Origin of the sequence: Pseudoduganella sp. GCM10020061, from assembly GCF_042683405.1 — a bacterium.
GTDB lineage: Bacteria > Pseudomonadota > Gammaproteobacteria > Burkholderiales > Burkholderiaceae_D > Telluria.
In genome coordinates this window covers 61,727-78,326 of the sequence record NZ_JBHUJS010000012.1, presented here as the reverse complement: position 1 = coordinate 78,326, position 16,600 = coordinate 61,727, and the positions used below count along the sequence as shown (strand labels likewise).

The 16,600-nt window shown below is 64.7% G+C and carries 21 protein-coding genes; 19 read left to right on the top strand and 2 right to left on the bottom strand.

From position 1 onward, the window contains the following. Positions 1–8: 8 nt before the first annotated feature. The 12 genes from ACFSQR_RS16075 to ACFSQR_RS16020 all read left to right on the top strand — a co-directional run bounded on the left by ACFSQR_RS16075 (position 9) and on the right by ACFSQR_RS16020 (position 10,796). A complete protein-coding gene (locus ACFSQR_RS16075) occupies positions 9–680 on the top strand; it encodes a phosphoribosylanthranilate isomerase (protein ID WP_377730988.1) in 672 nt (223 codons plus the stop codon). Positions 681–684: 4 nt separating this feature from the next. Then, positions 685–1,932: a tryptophan synthase subunit beta gene (gene trpB, locus ACFSQR_RS16070; RefSeq protein ID WP_377730987.1), complete on the top strand. Its 1,248-nt coding sequence runs from the start codon at positions 685–687 to the stop codon at positions 1,930–1,932. Positions 1,933–1,948: 16 nt separating this feature from the next. Continuing rightward, positions 1,949–2,746, top strand: coding sequence for a tryptophan synthase subunit alpha (gene trpA, locus ACFSQR_RS16065; RefSeq protein WP_377730986.1), 798 nt, complete (start codon positions 1,949–1,951; stop codon positions 2,744–2,746). A 112-nt stretch (positions 2,747–2,858) separates the two neighbouring features. After that, on the top strand, positions 2,859–3,137 hold the full coding sequence (locus ACFSQR_RS16060) for a type II toxin-antitoxin system RelE/ParE family toxin (RefSeq protein ID WP_377730985.1): 279 nt from the start codon (positions 2,859–2,861) through the stop codon (positions 3,135–3,137). Then, positions 3,137–3,688, top strand: a complete 552-nt coding sequence (locus ACFSQR_RS16055; RefSeq protein ID WP_377730984.1) for a HigA family addiction module antitoxin — start codon at positions 3,137–3,139, stop codon at positions 3,686–3,688. The genes ACFSQR_RS16060 and ACFSQR_RS16055 overlap by 1 nt, the downstream gene beginning before the upstream one ends. Before the next feature lie 88 nt (positions 3,689–3,776). Next, positions 3,777–4,649: an acetyl-CoA carboxylase, carboxyltransferase subunit beta gene (gene accD / locus ACFSQR_RS16050; protein WP_377730983.1), complete on the top strand. Its 873-nt coding sequence runs from the start codon at positions 3,777–3,779 to the stop codon at positions 4,647–4,649. 55 nt (positions 4,650–4,704) lie between these two features. Then, the gene (gene folC / locus ACFSQR_RS16045) at positions 4,705–6,000 is read left to right on the top strand and encodes a bifunctional tetrahydrofolate synthase/dihydrofolate synthase (RefSeq protein WP_377730982.1); all 1,296 of its coding nucleotides are present in this window, start codon (positions 4,705–4,707) and stop codon (positions 5,998–6,000) included. Positions 6,001–6,011: 11 nt separating this feature from the next. Beyond that, positions 6,012–6,902 (top strand): SPOR domain-containing protein, encoded by an 891-nt coding sequence (locus ACFSQR_RS16040; RefSeq protein ID WP_377730981.1) that lies wholly within the window; start codon positions 6,012–6,014, stop codon positions 6,900–6,902. Positions 6,903–6,911: 9 nt separating this feature from the next. After that, positions 6,912–7,400, top strand: coding sequence for a CvpA family protein (locus ACFSQR_RS16035; protein WP_377730980.1), 489 nt, complete (start codon positions 6,912–6,914; stop codon positions 7,398–7,400). Between the two features lie 41 nt (positions 7,401–7,441). Beyond that, a complete protein-coding gene (gene purF, locus ACFSQR_RS16030; RefSeq protein ID WP_377730978.1) occupies positions 7,442–8,962 on the top strand; it encodes an amidophosphoribosyltransferase in 1,521 nt (506 codons plus the stop codon). Further along, complete coding sequence (locus ACFSQR_RS16025) at positions 8,959–10,191, top strand: cystathionine gamma-synthase family protein (RefSeq protein WP_377730977.1); 1,233 nt, start codon at positions 8,959–8,961, stop codon at positions 10,189–10,191. The genes purF and ACFSQR_RS16025 overlap by 4 nt, the downstream gene beginning before the upstream one ends. A 38-nt stretch (positions 10,192–10,229) precedes the next feature. Beyond that, positions 10,230–10,796 (top strand): hypothetical protein, encoded by a 567-nt coding sequence (locus ACFSQR_RS16020; RefSeq protein ID WP_377730975.1) that lies wholly within the window; start codon positions 10,230–10,232, stop codon positions 10,794–10,796. Between the two features lie 166 nt (positions 10,797–10,962). Here the strand turns inward: ACFSQR_RS16020 and lexA are convergent, their stop codons facing one another. Further along, a complete protein-coding gene (gene lexA / locus ACFSQR_RS16015) occupies positions 10,963–11,598 on the bottom strand; it encodes a transcriptional repressor LexA (protein ID WP_377730974.1) in 636 nt (211 codons plus the stop codon). A gap of 181 nt (positions 11,599–11,779) precedes the next feature. Between lexA and ACFSQR_RS16010 the strand changes: the two genes are divergently transcribed. The 7 genes from ACFSQR_RS16010 (at position 11,780) to ACFSQR_RS15980 (ending at position 15,787) form a co-directional block, all read left to right on the top strand. Continuing rightward, positions 11,780–12,220: a DUF4124 domain-containing protein gene (locus tag ACFSQR_RS16010; protein WP_377730973.1), complete on the top strand. Its 441-nt coding sequence runs from the start codon at positions 11,780–11,782 to the stop codon at positions 12,218–12,220. Between the two features lie 270 nt (positions 12,221–12,490). Beyond that, positions 12,491–12,874 carry a 30S ribosomal protein S6 gene (gene rpsF / locus ACFSQR_RS16005; protein ID WP_377730972.1) on the top strand — a complete coding sequence of 128 codons (384 nt, stop codon included), beginning with the start codon at positions 12,491–12,493 and terminating at the stop codon, positions 12,872–12,874. Then, positions 12,875–13,159, top strand: coding sequence for a primosomal replication protein N (gene priB / locus ACFSQR_RS16000; protein WP_377730970.1), 285 nt, complete (start codon positions 12,875–12,877; stop codon positions 13,157–13,159). Between the two features lie 20 nt (positions 13,160–13,179). Continuing rightward, complete coding sequence (rpsR, locus tag ACFSQR_RS15995) at positions 13,180–13,464, top strand: 30S ribosomal protein S18 (protein WP_132259327.1); 285 nt, start codon at positions 13,180–13,182, stop codon at positions 13,462–13,464. A 30-nt stretch (positions 13,465–13,494) separates the two neighbouring features. Next, positions 13,495–13,947, top strand: coding sequence for a 50S ribosomal protein L9 (gene rplI, locus ACFSQR_RS15990; RefSeq protein WP_377730969.1), 453 nt, complete (start codon positions 13,495–13,497; stop codon positions 13,945–13,947). 221 nt (positions 13,948–14,168) lie between these two features. Next, the gene (locus ACFSQR_RS15985; RefSeq protein WP_377730968.1) at positions 14,169–15,209 is read left to right on the top strand and encodes a tetratricopeptide repeat protein; all 1,041 of its coding nucleotides are present in this window, start codon (positions 14,169–14,171) and stop codon (positions 15,207–15,209) included. 17 nt (positions 15,210–15,226) lie between these two features. Continuing rightward, positions 15,227–15,787, top strand: coding sequence for a DUF6984 family protein (locus tag ACFSQR_RS15980; RefSeq protein WP_377730967.1), 561 nt, complete (start codon positions 15,227–15,229; stop codon positions 15,785–15,787). 248 nt (positions 15,788–16,035) lie between these two features. Here the strand turns inward: ACFSQR_RS15980 and ACFSQR_RS15975 are convergent, their stop codons facing one another. After that, on the bottom strand, positions 16,036–16,599 hold the full coding sequence (locus ACFSQR_RS15975; RefSeq protein WP_377730966.1) for a hypothetical protein: 564 nt from the start codon (positions 16,597–16,599) through the stop codon (positions 16,036–16,038). Position 16,600 lies beyond the last annotated feature (1 nt).

The window sequence follows — 16,600 nt, the reverse complement described above, 5'->3', positions numbered from 1 at the left end:
TTTTTCCAATGAATCGTACCCGGATCAAGATTTGCGGGCTGACCCGCGTCGACGACGTTCGCGCTGCCGTTGCGAGCGGCGCGGATGCGATCGGGTTCGTGTTCTATCCAAAGAGCCCGCGCTACGTGAGCGCCCAGCAGGCCGCAGTGCTGGCCGCCGCGGTGCCGCCATTCGTGACCAGCACCGGGCTGTTCGTCAACGCGACCGAAGCAGAGGTGCGCGCGGCGCTGGCCGTGGCGCCCATCGGCCTGCTGCAATTCCATGGCGACGAGACCCCGGAGCAGTGCGCCGCGCTGGCCACGTCGGTCGCGCGCCCCTGGATCAAGGCCTTCCGCGTAAAGCCCGACACCACCGGCGCCGATTTGCTAGAATACGAACGTCTATGCCGCGCCGCGAGTCCGCTGTTTTCGAGCCTGTTGCTCGATACCTACGTGGATGCCTACGGTGGCGCAGGAAAGGTTTTTGATTGGTCTCTTATTCCAAACGAGCTCGCGCCTCGGGTCGTTTTAAGTGGTGGCTTGAACGCGCAAAACGCGACTGGCGCGGTTAACCGCGTACGCCCGTTCGCCGTGGACGTCAGCAGTGGCGTCGAGCGCGGCAAGGGCATCAAGGACGCTGCCATGATCGCCGACTTTGTCGCAGCGGTCCGCGCAGCCGACACCACCCAGATCCAGAGGTAAGACCATGACCAAGCAATCCGACCGCGGCCATCCCGCGGCATTGTTCCGTACTTCCGACTACGCGCTGCCCGACGCAACCGGGCATTTCGGCCGCTATGGCGGCTCCTTCGTCGCCGAGACCCTGAGCCACGCGCTGGCCGAGCTGAACGAAGCCTACGCACGCTACTCGCAAGACCCCGAGTTCCTGGAAGAGTTCCGCTATGAGCTCAAGCACTTCGTCGGCCGGCCGTCGCCGGTCTATCACGCCAGGCGCTGGTCGGAACAGATGGGCGGCGCGCAGATCTTCTTCAAGCGCGAGGACCTGAACCATACCGGCGCGCACAAGATCAACAACGTGATCGGACAGGCCCTGCTGGCGCGCCGCATGGGCAAGCAGCGCATCATCGCCGAAACCGGGGCAGGGCAGCACGGCGTGGCTACCGCCACCATCTGCGCGCGCTTCGGCCTCGAATGCGTGGTGTACATGGGCAGCGAGGACGTCAAGCGCCAGGCGCAGAACGTGTACCGCATGAAGCTCCTCGGCGCGACCGTGGTGCCGGTGGAATCGGGCTCCAGGACGCTCAAGGACGCGCTCAACGAAGCGATGCGCGACTGGGTCACCAACATCGAGAACACCTTCTACATCATCGGCACCGTGGCCGGCCCGCACCCGTACCCGATGATGGTGCGCGACTTCCAGTCCGTGATCGGCGAGGAATGCCTGCAGCAGATGCCGGAGATGACCGGGCGCCAGCCCGACTATGTGGTCGCCTGCATCGGCGGCGGCTCGAACGCGATGGGCATCTTCTATCCCTACATCGACCACAAGGAAACCCAGCTGATCGGCGTGGAAGCGGCGGGCGAGGGCCTGGACAGCGGCAAGCATGCCGCATCGCTGACCGCGGGTGCGGCCGGCGTCCTGCACGGCAACCGCACCTACCTGCTGCAGGATGCAAACGGCCAGATCATCGAGACGCATTCGGTGTCGGCCGGCCTGGATTATCCCGGCGTGGGCCCGGAGCACGCGTGGCTGAAGGACTGCGGGCGCGCGCAATACGTTTCGATCACCGACGACGAAGCGCTGGCCGCGTTCCACGACTGCTGCCACATCGAAGGCATCATCCCGGCGCTGGAGTCCTCGCACGCGCTCGCGTACGCGGCCAAGCTCGCGGCGACACTGCCGAAGGATAAGACCATCCTCGTGAACCTGTCCGGCCGCGGCGACAAGGACATGCACACCGTCGCCGAGCGCGCCGGCCTGAACTTCAACTGACGAGGGAGCGACGACCATGTCAAGGATTGCAGCTACCTTCGAGCAGCTCAGGCAGCAGGGCCGCACCGGCCTCGTGACCTTCATTACCGCCGGCGATCCGGCGCCCGAACTGACCGTGCCGCTCATGCATGCGCTGGTCGAGGGCGGCGCGGACGTGCTGGAACTGGGCGTGCCGTTCTCGGACCCGATGGCGGAAGGCCCGGTCATCCAGCGTGCCTGCGAGCGCGCGCTCAAGTTCGGCATCGGCATGCAGGACGTGCTGGACTATGTGCGCGAGTTCCGCATGACGAACCAGTCCACGCCCGTGGTACTGATGGGTTATGCCAACCCGATCGAACGCATGGGGCCATCGAACTTCGTCGCCCAGTGCCGCGATGCCGGCGCCGACGGCGCCATCGTGGTCGACTATCCGCCCGAGGAATGCGAGGAGTTCGCGGCGCAGATGCGTGCCGCGGGCCTGGACCTGATCTTCCTGCTGGCGCCGACGTCCACCCCTGCGCGCATCGCGCAGGTGGCGCGCATCGGCAGCGGCTTCTGCTACTACGTCTCGCTGAAAGGGGTGACCGGGGCAGGGCATATCGACACCGCCGACGTTGCGCGCCGCGTTGCCGCGATCCGCGAGCACGTCACGCTGCCGGTGGGCGTCGGCTTCGGCATCCGCGACGCCGCCACCGCGAAAGCGCTGTCCGAAGTGGCCGACGCCGTCGTGATCGGCAGCCGCATCATCCAGGAACTGGAAAACACGCCACCCGAGCAGGCGGTCGCTGCTGTGCGCACCTTCCTCTCCACCATCCGCACCGCCCTGGATAGCTAGCAGGGAAGGGGACGGTCCCGGCAGGCGCCAAGGCGGCAGTACCGTCCCTACCCAAGCCCTTTTTTTAATCGGTATCAGGTGCTGGGCGTCCCGGCAGCGGTAACTTGGTTGGATGATCACCAAGTTCAAACATAAAGGCCTCCGTGCCTTCTTTGAATCTGATACGCTGAAAGGTATCCAGCCTACTCACCAGCAACGGCTTCGCCTTTTGCTCAATGCATTGAACGGAGCACGGACGTTAGGCGATCTGAACCGTCCGGGATTTGCCCTACATCCGCTCCAGGGAAAGTTGAAAGTTCGTTGGTCACTGCGAGTGCGTGCGAACTGGCGTCTGACGTTCGAATTTGAGGATGGCAACGTCGTCGATTTGGATGATGAGGACTATCACTGATGAAGATTCCAACACCGCCGACAGTCGGCGACATCATCCGTCAGCGCTTTATGGGTGAGTTGAATCTGACTGCCCTTGAATGCTCCCGTCGACTCGGGATGGATGAGGCTGGTTTTGCAGAGTTGCTTCGCGGGGAGGGCTATATCACGGCGCACATGGCCGCAATTCTGTCCAGCCAGCTTGGACTGGCTCCGGACGATTGGCTGCGTACCGAAAAAATCCGAATCGCATGGGAAGATTTGACGGAACCTCCGCGGCATCCCGGTGCATACTTGCGCGAGCAAGTGCTTGAGGCTTCAGGTATGACTGTCGATCAGTTGGCCGAAACGCTCGGCATGCCAGCTGACGCGGTTCGCGCTATTGTGGAAGAAAAAGCCCCGTTTACTGCTGATCTTGCATGGCGGCTTTCCTTGGCCCTGGGTGATACGCCTCAGGCGTGGATGGCAATGCAAGCGTTGTACGAGTTGATCCTCGCCCGCACCACATTCGATCCCGAGACGGTAAGCAAGATTGTGTTCCCCGAAGAGGATTACACCGAAGACGCTGCATAGAGCACAATGTTTCTCTCGTTGCAAGGTTCGACAAGAACGGGTTGAGCGGCTAAACTACCGCCACCGAATAAGCCGTAAAGGAGTCTCCATGAGTTGGTTGGAAAAATTGCTGCCCCCGCGAATCCAGCGGTCCGATGCCGGCGCGCGCAAGACGATGCCGGAAGGCCTGTGGGTGAAATGCCCTTCGTGCGAGGCAGTCCTGTACCGAACCGACCTGGAATCGAACCTGCACGTCTGCCCCAAGTGCGACCACCACATGCGCATCCGCGCCCGCGACCGCCTCGACGCACTGCTGGACGAAGGCGGCCGCTACGAGATCGGCCAGGAAGTGCTGCCGGTCGACACGCTCAAGTTCAAGGACAGCAAGAAGTATCCTGACCGCCTCAAGCAGGCGATGGACGCCACCGGCGAGACCGACGCGATGGTCGTGCTGGGCGGCTCGATCATGAGCATGCCGGTCGTGGTGGCCTGCTTCGAATTCGAATTCATGGGCGGCTCGATGGGCTCCGTGGTGGGCGAGCGCTTCGCCCGCGGCGCCCAGCAGGCGCTGGAGCAGAAAGTGCCGTTCGTGTGCATTACCGCCACCGGCGGCGCGCGCATGCAGGAAGGCCTGCTGTCGCTGATGCAGATGGCGAAAACCACCTCGATGCTGACCAAGCTGTCCGAGAAGAAGCTGCCGTTCATCAGCGTGCTGACCGACCCGACCATGGGCGGCGTGTCCGCATCGTTCGCCTTCATGGGCGACGTGGTGATGGCCGAACCGAAGGCCCTGATCGGCTTCGCCGGCCCGCGCGTGATCGAGAACACCGTGCGCGAAAAGCTGCCAGAAGGCTTCCAGCGTTCCGAGTTCCTGCTGCAGAAGGGCGCGATCGACATGATCGTGGACCGCCGCCAGATGCGCGAAGAAATCGCGCGCCTGCTCGCGCTGCTGCAGAACCAGCCAGCCGACGTCATCGCCTGATTCTCCCCTCCCGCGTGCGCGCCCTGGGCGCGCACGCCCGTTTCGCCCGACATCCATGCACACTCTCCCGACTACCTTGGCCGACTGGCTTGCGCTGCTCGAGTCGCGCCACGCCGAAACGCACATCGACATGGGCCTGGCCCGCGTCCAGCAGGTCAAGGAGGCGATGGGGCTCGCGTTCGGCTGTCCGGTCATCATGGTGGCCGGCACCAACGGCAAGGGCTCGACCTGCGCCATGCTCGAGTCGATCCTGCTGCGCGCCGGCTACCGTGTCGGGCTGTACATCAAGCCGCACTTCCTGCACTTTAACGAGCGCGCCCGCGTCAACGGCGAAATGGCCAGCGACGAAGCGCTGGTGGCCGCCTTCAACGCGGTGGAAGCGAAGCGCGGCGACGTGCCGCTCACGTATTTCGAATTCACCACGCTGGCGATCATGCACCTGCTGGCCGGCAGCGGCCTCGATGTGGTGATCCTGGAAGTGGGACTGGGCGGACGGCTGGACGCGGTCAACGTGATCGATGCGGACGTGTCCATCGTGACCAGCGTCGACATCGACCACACCGACTACCTGGGCGACACGCGCGAGAAGATCGGCTTCGAAAAAGCCGGCATCTTCAGGCCGGGCAAGGCGGCGATCTGCAGCGACCCGGTGCCGCCGCAGTCGCTGGTCGAGCACGCGAATGCGATCGGCGCCGACCTGTGGCTGCTGTCGCGCGACTTCAACTATTCCGGCGACAAGCAGCAGTGGAATTACGGCGGGCGCTCCCAGCGCCGCAACTCGCTGGCCTACCCGAGCCTGCGCGGCGCCAACCAGCTGCTCAACGCCTCGGCCGCGCTGGCCGCGCTCGAAGTGCTCAGGAACCAGCTCCCGGTCGGCGCGCAGGAAGTGCGCACGGGCCTCGTGATGGTCGAGCTGCCGGGCCGCTTCCAGGTGCTGCCGGGACGCCCGGCCATCATCTACGACGTGGCCCACAACCCGCATGCGGCGGCCACGCTGGCGCAGAACCTCGGCAACATGGGCTTCCACCCCTATACCTACGCGGTGTTCGGCGTGATGCAGGACAAGGACATCGAAGGCGTGATCGCGCCGATGGCGCAGTACGTCGACCATTGGAACCTGGCGCGGCTGCCGTCGCCGCGCTCGGCCGACCCGGCCGAACTGGCGCACATGGTGCAGGCGCATGCGCCGGCCAGCCCCAAGCCGGGCGACTGGTCCGCCACCACCTTCGACGACCCCGCGGCCGCTTTCGACGATGCCATCAAGCGGGCCGGTGAGAATGATAGAATTGTGGTCTTTGGCTCCTTTTACACCGTCGCCGGTGTGATGGCCGCCCGAAAAACCTCACTCTGAAAAGCTACCGCATGGGCTTCTCGTCGCAATCTGAGCAAAACAGGCAGGAACCCGCTGGCGAAGACAGCGGCCACTATTTCAAGGCTGACGACGCGGATGCAATCGCGGCAGTCGCCAAATCCAAGCGCGCTTCCAGCGCGGGCGAAGGCGCACCGCGCCGCGCCCGCAAAAGCGAAGCGGCCGACCCCATGCTTCCCGAGAAAAAGCGCGCACGCCGCCGCCTGGTGGGCGCGATCGCGCTGGCGCTCGCGGTAGCGGTCGGACTGCCGATGGTGCTCGACTCCGAGCCCCGGCCGCTCGCCACCGACATCGCGATCCAGATCCCGAGCAAGGACAAGGTCGCGCCGCTGCCGGTGCCTGGCGCCGCTGCGCCGGCCGCCGCAGCGCCTGCCGCTACCCAGCCGGAAGCGGCGGACGTGGCCACCGTCGATGCCACCGCCGCGCTGGAACAGGGCGAAGAGATTGTCGAGGCGCCGGCTGCGGCCCAGCCGCCCGTGACCAAAGCGCCCGTGAGCGAACCGAAAACCCAGCCGGCGCCGGAGGCGAAAGCGCCGGCCCGCGCCGAGCCGGCGCCAAAGCCGGCGGAGAAAGCGGCCGCCAAGCCTGCCGACGATACCTCGCGCGCGCTCGCGATCCTCGAAGGCAAGCCGGCCGACAAGCCGAAGGCCGCCGCCGCGCCCGATGAAAAATTTGTAGTCCAGGTGGGCGCATTCAGCTCCGCCGAGAAGGTGGCCGAACTGCGCGCCAGGTTGTCCGGCGCCGGTATCGCCTCGTACACGCAAAAGACGCCGTCGGGCGCGACCCGTGTGCGCGTGGGTCCGTTCGCCACGCGCGCGCAGGCCGACCAGGCCCACGCGAAGCTGCAGAAGATCGGTCTGTCCAGCACCGTCGTCGCCGACTAAGCCTGGCTCGTGACGGTTTTCGACTACCTGGTGCTGGGCACGCTCGCCTCGTCGATCGTGATCGGCGTGTTCCGCGGGCTGGTGAAGGAAGTGCTGTCGCTGGCGGGCTGGGTGGCGGCGTTCTTCGTCGCGAATGCGTTTGGCGCCAAGCTGGCGGCGATGCTGCCGGCCGTGATCCCCGGCGAAGTGGTGCGGCTGATCGTCGCGTTCATCGTGCTGTTCATCGGCACCCGCCTGCTGATGGGACTGGTGAGCATGGCGATCGGGGCGCTGGTCAGCGCGACCGGCCTGTCGCCGGTGGACCGCCTGCTCGGCGCCGGCTTCGGTTTTGCGCGCGGCGTGGTGATCGTCCTCGCGGTGGTGACGGTGTGCGCAATGACCGCGATCCCGCAGCAGCCGTTCTGGAAGAACGCCCAGCTGCGTCCCGCGGTAGAAGGCACTGCGCGCGCCATCCGGCCATTGCTGCCCGAAGCGCTGGCGCGCCACCTGCGCTATTGAAGAATTTTTGAAATCAAGTAGGTCCAATCAGGAGCAACATCATGTGCGGCATCGTCGGTATCGCTTCCAATTCCCCTGTCAACCAGACCCTGTACGACGCGTTGCTGCTGCTGCAGCACCGCGGCCAGGACGCCGCTGGCATCGCGACCAGCCAGAACAGCACCTTCTCGATGTACAAGGCCAATGGCCTGGTGCGCGACGTGTTCAGGACCCGCAATATGCGCTCGCTGCTGGGTAACACCGGCATCGGCCACGTGCGCTATCCGACCGCCGGCTCGTCCAGCGAAGAAGAGGCGCAGCCGTTCTACGTGAACGCGCCGTTCGGCATCACCTTCGCCCACAACGGCAACCTCACCAACTGGGAACAGCTCAAGATCGAGATGTTCAAGAACGACCGCCGCCACATCAACACGGATTCCGATTCGGAAGTCATGCTGAACGTGCTGGCGCACGAGATCCAGGAAGCATCGGTCGGCTACTCGCTCGACCCGGACGGCATCTTCAAGGCCGTCGCCATGCTGCACAAGCGCGTGCGCGGCGCCTACGCCGCGGTGGCGCAGATTGCGGGCTACGGCCTGCTGGCGTTCCGCGACCCGTTCGGCATCCGCCCGCTGTGCATCGGCGCGCAGGAGAACGAGCAGGGCGTAACCGAATACCTGATCGCGAGCGAATCGGTGGCGCTCGAGGGCATGGGCTTCCGCTTCCTGCGCGACGTCCTGCCGGGCGAGGCCGTGTTCGTGGACATGGACGGCAAGCTGCACGCGCGCCAGTGCGCGGACAATCCGCAGCTCAATCCTTGCGCGTTCGAATACGTCTACCTGGCGCGTCCCGATTCCGTCATCGACGGCGCGTCGGTGTACGCCACCCGCCTCAAGATGGGCGAGTACCTGGCAGACAAGATCAAGGCCGAGCTGCGCACCGGCGACATCGACGTGGTGATGCCGATCCCGGACTCGTCGCGTCCTGCCGCGATCCAGCTCGCGCTCAAGCTGGGCGTGGAATACCGCGAAGGCTTCATCAAGAACCGCTACATCGGCCGCACCTTCATCATGCCCGGCCAGGCCATGCGCAAGAAATCGGTGCGCCAGAAGCTCAACGCCATCGGCGCCGAGTTCAAGGGCAAGAACGTGCTGCTGGTGGACGACTCGATCGTGCGCGGCACCACCAGCCGCGAGATCGTGCAGATGGCGCGCGAAGCGGGCGCCCGCAACGTGTACTTCGCGTCGGCCGCGCCTCCGGTGCTGTTCCCGAACGTGTACGGCATCGACATGCCGACCCGCGACGAGCTGATTGCGCACGGCCGTACCCGCGACGAGATCTGCCGCGAGATCACCGCCGATGCGCTGATCTACCAGGACATCGAGTCGCTCAAGCGTTCGATCTCCGACGTGAACCCGGCGCTCACGGACTTCGAGGCGTCCTGCTTCGACGGCCGCTACATCACCGGCGACGTCACGCCGGAGTACCTGGACCGCCTGGAGCGCGCCCGCCACAATCCGAAGGAAAAGCAGGACGACCTGATTCGCACCCAGCTCAACCTGAACAAGATCGACGCGGAATGAAGCAGCCCGGCTTCACCACCACCATCCTGCACGGCGACCGCCAGAAGGCGGTGGAAGCCGGCTCCCTGCACAAGCCGGTGCACACCTCGGTAGCCTTCGGCTACGCGGATGCGCGCCAGCTGGCATCGGTCTTCCAGGGCAAGGAGCCGGGCTTCCGCTACGGACGCCAGGGCAACCCGACCGTGGCTGCGCTGGAAGAAAAGGTCACGCGCATGGAGCAGGGCGTGGGATCGATCTGCTTTGCCACTGGCATGGGCGCGATCGGCGCGCTGTTCCAGGCGCTGCTGCGCGCGGGCGACCACGTGGTGTCGTCCAGCTTCCTGTTCGGGAACACCAACAGCCTGTGGAATACGGTGGCGGGGCAGGGCGTGGGCGTGAGCTTTGCCGATGCGACCGACGTGGCCAATGTGGCAGCGGCCATCACGCCGCGGACCCGCCTGGTGTTCGTCGAGACGATCGCCAATCCGCGCACCCAGGTCGCCGACCTGGCACGCATCGGCCAGCTGTGCGCCGAGCGCGGTATCCTGTACGTGGTGGACAACACCATGACCACGCCCTACCTGTTCCGCCCGAAGGACGTGGGCGCGGGGCTGGTGGTCAATGCATTGACCAAGTCGATCGGCGGCCATGGCAATGCGCTGGGCGGCTGCATCACCGATACGGGCGCCTACGACTGGCAGGCGTACCCCAACATCTTCGACAGCTACAAGAAGAACCCGCCGCGCATGTGGGGCCTGGCGCAGCTGCGCGCCAAGGCGCTGCGCGACTTCGGCGCGGCGCTCGGTCCGGAAGCGGCGCACCACATCGCGGTGGGCGCCGAGACGCTGGCGCTGCGCATGGAGCGCGCCGCGTCCAATGCCTTGGCGCTGGCGCGCATGCTGGAAGCGGATCCGCGCGTGGCCCATGTGTACTACCCCGGCCTGGAATCCCATCCGCAGCACGCGCTGGCCGCTTCGCTGTTCCGCAGCTGCGGCTCGCTGCTGTCGTTCGAGCTGAAGGACGGCATCGACTGCTTCGATTACCTGAACCGCATGACGGTCGGCATCCCGGCCAGCAACCTGGGCGATACGCGCACGCTGGTCATCCCGGTGGCGCATACGATCTTCTTCGAGATGGGCGCCGAGCGCCGCGCGCAGATGGGGATCGCCGAATCGCTGATCCGCGTCTCGGTCGGCATCGAAGACCAGGACGACCTGCTGGCGGACTTCCGCAACGCGCTGGACGCATAACCGATCAACCGACCGACCCACTGACCTCCGACGACAACATGACCAAATTCCTGTTCTGCTTTGCGCTGGCGATCAGCGCCCCAGTATTCGCCGCCGGGCAGTCGAAGCCGGTGACGCCCGAATTGGCGCAGCAGCGCGAGGCGCGCAAGGCCGAGATCGAGCAGTGGACCACGCGCTACGACGGGTACGAGCTCAAGTCGGGCGAGTTCGCCTGCCGCACGCCGCGCATTCCGCAGATCTCCAAGGACAATGCCGAGATCACGGCGGTGGGCGAGCGCGTCACCAAATGGCAGCACTGCTACAACCGCTTCGTCGATAACCTGAACAAGAAGGAAGCGCCGGAAGCGCGCATCCCGAAGGACGTGTTCGCGCTGATGACGCCGGAGGAGAGGGAGAAGGCGATTGCGCGCATCAAGGCGGCGCAGGCGGAAGTAGGGCTGACGGCCAGCGTCAAGGCCAAGACCATCATGGCGGACTACGATGCCTGGCGCGTCGCGACGGATGCCTGGGTCAAGGATCACAACGAGACAACCAAGCATATCCAGGAAGAGTACGGCGGGGACCGGGTGCGCCGCCCCACCACCATCCCGAGCGCCGGCCACTAAGGTCGACAGGGGCTGTCCCCGGCAGGGGACGCTCCCTGGCCTTTAACGCGAGCGATAGTCATCCCAGCGAAAGCTGGGATCCATACACCGTTCGTTCAGTGGAACAGGCCAAAAGCCCGGAAACTCCGTATGGGTCCCAGCCTTCGCTGGGACGACAACCAATTTCTTAATGCCAGGTGCGCATCAGGCCGACCGCCAGGCCTTCCAGCGCAAAGTCATCCGCCTCCGGATTGACGGTAATGATCTTGAAGTCCGGGTTCTCCGGCAGCAGCTCGATGGTCGAGCCGGTCTTGCGGTAGCGCTTGACCGTGACGTCGTCGTTGATGCGGGCGACCACGATCTGGCCGTTCTTCGCGCTGTCCACCTTTTTCACCGCCAGCAAATCGCCGTCGTTGATGCCGGCATCGCGCATCGACCAGCCGCGCACCTTCAGCAGGAAGTCCGGCTTGGCCGAGAACATGGCCGCATCCACGCTGTAGGTCGCTTCCACATGCTCGGTCGCAAGGATCGGCGAACCCGCGGCGACCCGGCCCACCAGCGGCAGCGCCATCATCAGCGCAGCCGGCACCGCAGGCGGCGCCTCGGCGGCCGCGCCCAGCAGGCGGATGCCGCGCGAGGTGCCCGGCGAGATCTCGATCGCGCCCTTGCGCGCCAGCGCCTGCAGGTGCTCTTCGGCCGCGTTGGCGGACTTGAAGCCCAGCTCCTGCGCGATTTCCGCGCGGGTCGGCGGGAAGCCGGTGTTGTCGATGGCTTCCTTGATCAGGTTGAGGATTTGTTCCTGCCGGGCGGTGAGCTTGAGCATGGTTATTCGGCTGTATGTTAGACCAGCCTGTATTTTTGTACAGTATTTCGCATAATGCAAGGAAAATGTGGTCTATGCCTGCATTCTGACGCGCTGCGGTCCTACAGGGCTTTGTGGGAGGGCGAACAGAGGGGAGGGCGGTGCCGCGCGATGATGTCAACATAGACAAAAGGACATCATCATGAAACGCATTCCCATACTTGCATTGTGGGCCGCGTGCGTGGCCGGGCCCGCCGGCCTGGCCCAGGCGGACGTCGTTAAATGCACCGATGAGCAGGGCCGCGTCACCTTGACCGACATGCCTTGCCCGAACGCGGTGGTGGTCGTGCCGACCGACGAGAACGGCAGTCCGCAGCTGGCGGCGCCGTCGCCGTCGCCGTCCAGCTGGCCGGAAGACACCGGTTACCAGTACCCGAACAACCCGGCGCGCGTGGTAGGCGGGGTGGTGCGGATCACGCTGCCGCCGGACGAATTCGGCCCGCGCAGCAGGCGCGAAGCGTACAAGCGCATGTCGCGCCCGGCGCCGACCCGCATCTTCGCGACCGACGCCGCCACCCTGCGCGCCGCGCACACCACGCTGACGATCCTGGACAACGAGCCGCGCCACCTGGCCGGCCGCTGAGCAAGCGCAGTACCGCCCGGGCGCGGACGGCGCCGGTGCCCCCACACCGCCGTCCGCGCCCACGGGCGCCCGCATACTCCCCCTGTTTTTCGCGCCGCTTCCGTGCAAACCGCATACCCCCTAGGGGTATCCGCGCAGCGCGCGTTTCCGAGCGGATACTCCCCTACTTGAACCGCAGCGCCGATCGCGTTATAATTGCCGGCTTTCCCTTCCCACACCCGTCTTGACGCCGGGGTGGGCATTTGTTTAAACGTCCTTAAGGAGTTATTGATGCGTCATTATGAAATCGTTTTTATCGTCCACCCGGACCAGAGCGAGCAAGTTCCGGCGATGATCGAGCGCTACAAGACCACGGTCACGACCCGTGGCGGTAACGTCCATCGCGTGGAAGACTGGGGCCGCCGCCAGATGGCATACCAGATCCAGAAGCTGCCAAAGGCACACTACATCTGCATGAACATCGAGTGCGACAACGAGACCCTGGTCGAGCTGGAAACCGCATTCAAATTCAATGATGCCGTGCTGCGTCACCTGACCGTGAAAATGAAGAAGGCTGAAACCGCACCGTCGCCGATGATGAAGTCGGTACAACGCGAAGACGCAGCCAAGAGCCACCGCGCAGAAGCTGCACAAGCAGCTGCTCCAGCGGCCTAAGTGAACCAGCTCGTCGTTGTTGCGACGATCATCGAGCGCGACATACTGCGCTACACCCCGGCCGGCGTGCCGATTACCGGCGCCACGCTGCAGCATAGCTCGCAGCAGGTGGAGGCAGGGGTGGCCAGGCAGGTCGATTTTGAAATAGCCGCGCTCGCCGCAGGCGAAATTTCAGGTCGGATGAGCAGGGCGGAACTGGGGGCAACCTACCAGTTCACCGGCTTCCTGGCGAAAAAGAACCGCAACAGCAAAAGCTTAGTGTTCCACATCATTGACTTTAATTAGATAGATACAGGAGCCTCGAAATGGCATTCGGTAAAAAGTTCGACAAGAACAAGATGAAAGAGAAGCGCAAACAACAGAACCCACTGTTCAAGCGCAAGAAGTTCTGCCGCTTCACCGCCGCTGGCGTTGAGCAAGTTGACTACAAAGACGTCGACACCCTGAAGGACTTCGTCCAGGAAAACGGCAAGATCATGCCAGCACGCCTGACCGGCACCAAGGCGCACTACCAGCGCCAGGTGGACACCGCGATCAAGCGCGCGCGCTACCTCGCCCTGCTGCCATACACCGACCTGCACAACGCTTAATCGCCTGCGCAGAGAACCTGGAGAAAAATTATGCAAATCATCCTGTTGGAAAAAGTTGTTAACGTCGGCAACCTGGGCGACGTGGTGAAGGTCAAGGACGGCTACGCACGTAACTTCCTGATCCCGCAAAAGAAGGCACGCCGCGCGACCGCCGCAGCAGTGGCCGAGTTCGAAACCAAGCGCGCCGACCTGGAAAAAGCAGCAGCTGAAAAGCTGTCCGCTTCGCAGGCACAGGGCGAAAAGCTGAACGGCATGACCATCACCATCTCGCAAAAAGCGGGCGTGGACGGCCGCCTGTTCGGTTCCGTGACGAACTTCGACATCGCTGAAGCGCTGTCCAAGCAAGGTTTCGCTGTCGAGAAGGCGCAAGTGCGCATGCCGACCGGTCCTCTGAAGACCACCGGCGAGCACCCGGTTGCAGTTGCACTGCACACCGACGTCGTCGTCGACGTGACCATCGCTGTGCAGGGCGAAGCAGCCTAATAGCTGCTTTGCACGGAAAGAAGCCGGGTTCGCCCGGCTTTTTTTTCGTCCGCGTTTCGGACGGCGGCTCCCGTGCCTCTGCGCATGCCAACAGGGGGGGGCAGGGACGGCAGGCTGGCGTTTCCAATAGTTTCGCTACTGCTGCTACAATCGGTCGTCCTCCACCAACTCATCCATTCGACATGAGACATAGCAAGCGATCGCCGATTCGATCCTTCCTCGTGGCGACAGGATTGTTGCTGGCCTTTGCCGGCGGACCTGCGTACGCGCAGGCGCCCGGCTCCCCGGAAAGCTACATCAACTACGGCCGTGAGGCCTACGCTGCCCAGAACTTCGGCATGGCCGCGACCAACTTCCGCCAGGCCGCGATGCTCAAGCCTAACAACGCCGAGTACCAGTTCCTGCTGGCGACGGCGCTGATGCGCGACCGCCGTGCGGACGAGGCGCGTGAGTTCTTCGCAAGGGCCGTGCAGCTCGATCCATCGCTCAAGGCGCAGGCCGACGCCTGGCTGGCGACCGCGCCTGCACCCGCGGCGCCGTCCCCGGCCTTGCCGCTGCCTCCGGGTGCGCCCGCGCCGCAAGCGCCAGTGGCCCTGCCGGCTCCGCCGCGCGCACCCGCGCCGCAGGCGCCGGTAGCTACGCCGGCGCCACCGCGCGCGCCCGCACCTGCTCCGGCGCCGGCGCCCGCTCCCGCCTCACCGCGCGTGTTCCAGCCCGGTGACGCGGTCGAGGTCGAATACCGCAACGGCTTCTGGATCCCTGGCGTGGTGACCGCCGCCGACGGCGGCGCCTGCCCGTACTATCGCGTCAGCGCCGACGCCTATGGCAAGGGCAACCCCTCCAACCTCGGCTACGGTTGCAAGAGCGTGCGCGCGCCCACCGGCGTCGCCGCCGTCAAAGCCGAATGCGGTGGCAGCAACCCGAATTGCCCGCCGACGTCGCCGCCACCGCTGGGCACCTACCTCTGCAAGCAGCCTGTCTGGCAGGGGACCGGCGCCAACCCCCAGTTCCGCGACCAGGACCGTGGCTCCCTGGTGCTGATGGCGGGTGGACGCTACCGTCTCTACCGGGGCGGCGTGGTGGCGAATTACCGATACGACCCGGCCACCCATCGCATCGACTTCAGCGGCGGAGATATCGGCGGGCGGGGCGGGGTCGGCAGCTATGGCCTGGACGGTAAGACGCCCGAGATCACGATCATGTTCAACGGCGCCAGCGCCGGCAACAGCGCGTCGACCTGGCAGTGCGGCCTGAGTCGCTGAGTCAGGCCGGAGCATAGATGTCACCTCAAGACGACTCCCTTCTCCGTTGCCCTTGCTGCGGTCAGCCTACGATCACAGAGGTTGGAGCGTATGAGATTTGCCACCTGTGCAAATGGGAAGACGATCCAGTACATTCGACGGATCCCTATTATCCCGGCGGTGCGAATCAAAATTCATTGCTTCAGGCCCGGGATGCTTGGCGTAAACAGGTGCGGAATGTGAGGTCAAACCAAGATCAAGACGACCTGCGCCCCCTCCGTATTGAAGAGGAGTCACTCATACGTGCTCTCCTTGGGCACGTAAGCGGAGGTGAGCAGCTGCTTCATCAACTGGCGGGTGCCCAGGTGCGCGACATGGACGATGGTGGTATGGGCGGTCTGGGATTCGCAGGGAACGAGCCAAGGTGGTTAGGTAGTTGTCTTGTGGAGGCAGAGTACGTCGATTGCGATGGGGTTTCCGTGAGAATTGCACTCAACGCGGACCAAAACCGTAGGCTGTATGAACTCGACATCTGGAAGCTCGATTTTGCCCCACTCCTGGAATACCCCGCCGTTGAGCGTGTAACGGTCAAAGCCTAATCGAAAATACCGGGCGCTGGTATGTACCCTCCGGGTCGATAGCGGCCCCTTGGCGTTAGCAACCGATAGCAGCGGTCATTTTCCCTCCTAAGGGATTACACTGGTGACTCACCATCCCATAGTCTGTTCCGACATGGTCTCGTCCCGGGCTGCTGCCAGGGTCTCATGCCGGGACGTCGCCATATCGGAACACCCAGTGGATGCCACGCAGCCAAGAGCAGGCATGACAGTAACTTCATCGTGTCCCTTCAAATGCCGGCCCGTAGCGCACGCTCGCAGCTGGCTGCCTCGCCCAACAGCCGCGCGAGCCCGTCGCTGGAGAGTCGCAGCGGCGGCGCGCCGTCCGGCAGGCCGGGCTGGCCTGCTTCGCAGTCGAGTAGGCCGGACGACACCAGCCTGCCAGCGGGCGCGAGTAGCCGGCGCAGCCGCAAGCGGAGTTCGAGGTTATCGCCAGCCAGCAGGAAGAGAGCGGTTTCGATAGTCGGCAGGAAGTAGTCGTGCACCACGCGCCCGCCAAACTCGGTGAACCGCTTGCCAGTCTGCTGGTTCTGCGTCAGGAACGCATCCAGCGCCTGTGGGCGCACGTGCGGCGCGAGCACCAGGATCAGCGCCAGCCGCTCGTGCGCACCCAGTTCCAGCTCCTCCACCGTCCTCCCGTAGGTGCCACCGCTGTCTGGCAAGGCCGGCGCGTCGGGACCTGACGGCGCTCCGGCGCTGCCGTCGAAGTAGTGTCCAAGGCGTTGGTGGATGGCGTCCGACAGCCACGCCAGTTCGCGTTCAATCACCGCAGCGTTTGCGGATAAGTCGTCCATG

What these genes read in the sequence shown, in the direction of transcription:
- ACFSQR_RS16075 (WP_377730988.1), top strand. Translation starts at nt 9, where the DNA reads ATGAATCGTACCCGGATCAAGATTTGCGGGCTGACCCGCGTCGACGAC.
- trpB (WP_377730987.1), top strand. Translation starts at nt 685, where the DNA reads ATGACCAAGCAATCCGACCGCGGCCATCCCGCGGCATTGTTCCGTACT.
- trpA (WP_377730986.1), top strand. Translation starts at nt 1,949, where the DNA reads ATGTCAAGGATTGCAGCTACCTTCGAGCAGCTCAGGCAGCAGGGCCGC.
- ACFSQR_RS16060 (WP_377730985.1), top strand. Translation starts at nt 2,859, where the DNA reads ATGATCACCAAGTTCAAACATAAAGGCCTCCGTGCCTTCTTTGAATCT.
- ACFSQR_RS16055 (WP_377730984.1), top strand. Translation starts at nt 3,137, where the DNA reads ATGAAGATTCCAACACCGCCGACAGTCGGCGACATCATCCGTCAGCGC.
- accD (WP_377730983.1), top strand. Translation starts at nt 3,777, where the DNA reads ATGAGTTGGTTGGAAAAATTGCTGCCCCCGCGAATCCAGCGGTCCGAT.
- folC (WP_377730982.1), top strand. Translation starts at nt 4,705, where the DNA reads ATGCACACTCTCCCGACTACCTTGGCCGACTGGCTTGCGCTGCTCGAG.
- ACFSQR_RS16040 (WP_377730981.1), top strand. Translation starts at nt 6,012, where the DNA reads ATGGGCTTCTCGTCGCAATCTGAGCAAAACAGGCAGGAACCCGCTGGC.
- purF (WP_377730978.1), top strand. Translation starts at nt 7,442, where the DNA reads ATGTGCGGCATCGTCGGTATCGCTTCCAATTCCCCTGTCAACCAGACC.
- ACFSQR_RS16025 (WP_377730977.1), top strand. Translation starts at nt 8,959, where the DNA reads ATGAAGCAGCCCGGCTTCACCACCACCATCCTGCACGGCGACCGCCAG.
- ACFSQR_RS16020 (WP_377730975.1), top strand. Translation starts at nt 10,230, where the DNA reads ATGACCAAATTCCTGTTCTGCTTTGCGCTGGCGATCAGCGCCCCAGTA.
- lexA (WP_377730974.1), bottom strand. Translation starts at nt 11,598, where the DNA reads ATGCTCAAGCTCACCGCCCGGCAGGAACAAATCCTCAACCTGATCAAG.
- ACFSQR_RS16010 (WP_377730973.1), top strand. Translation starts at nt 11,780, where the DNA reads ATGAAACGCATTCCCATACTTGCATTGTGGGCCGCGTGCGTGGCCGGG.
- rpsF (WP_377730972.1), top strand. Translation starts at nt 12,491, where the DNA reads ATGCGTCATTATGAAATCGTTTTTATCGTCCACCCGGACCAGAGCGAG.
- rpsR (WP_132259327.1), top strand. Translation starts at nt 13,180, where the DNA reads ATGGCATTCGGTAAAAAGTTCGACAAGAACAAGATGAAAGAGAAGCGC.
- rplI (WP_377730969.1), top strand. Translation starts at nt 13,495, where the DNA reads ATGCAAATCATCCTGTTGGAAAAAGTTGTTAACGTCGGCAACCTGGGC.
- ACFSQR_RS15980 (WP_377730967.1), top strand. Translation starts at nt 15,227, where the DNA reads ATGTCACCTCAAGACGACTCCCTTCTCCGTTGCCCTTGCTGCGGTCAG.
- ACFSQR_RS15975 (WP_377730966.1), bottom strand. Translation starts at nt 16,599, where the DNA reads ATGGACGACTTATCCGCAAACGCTGCGGTGATTGAACGCGAACTGGCG.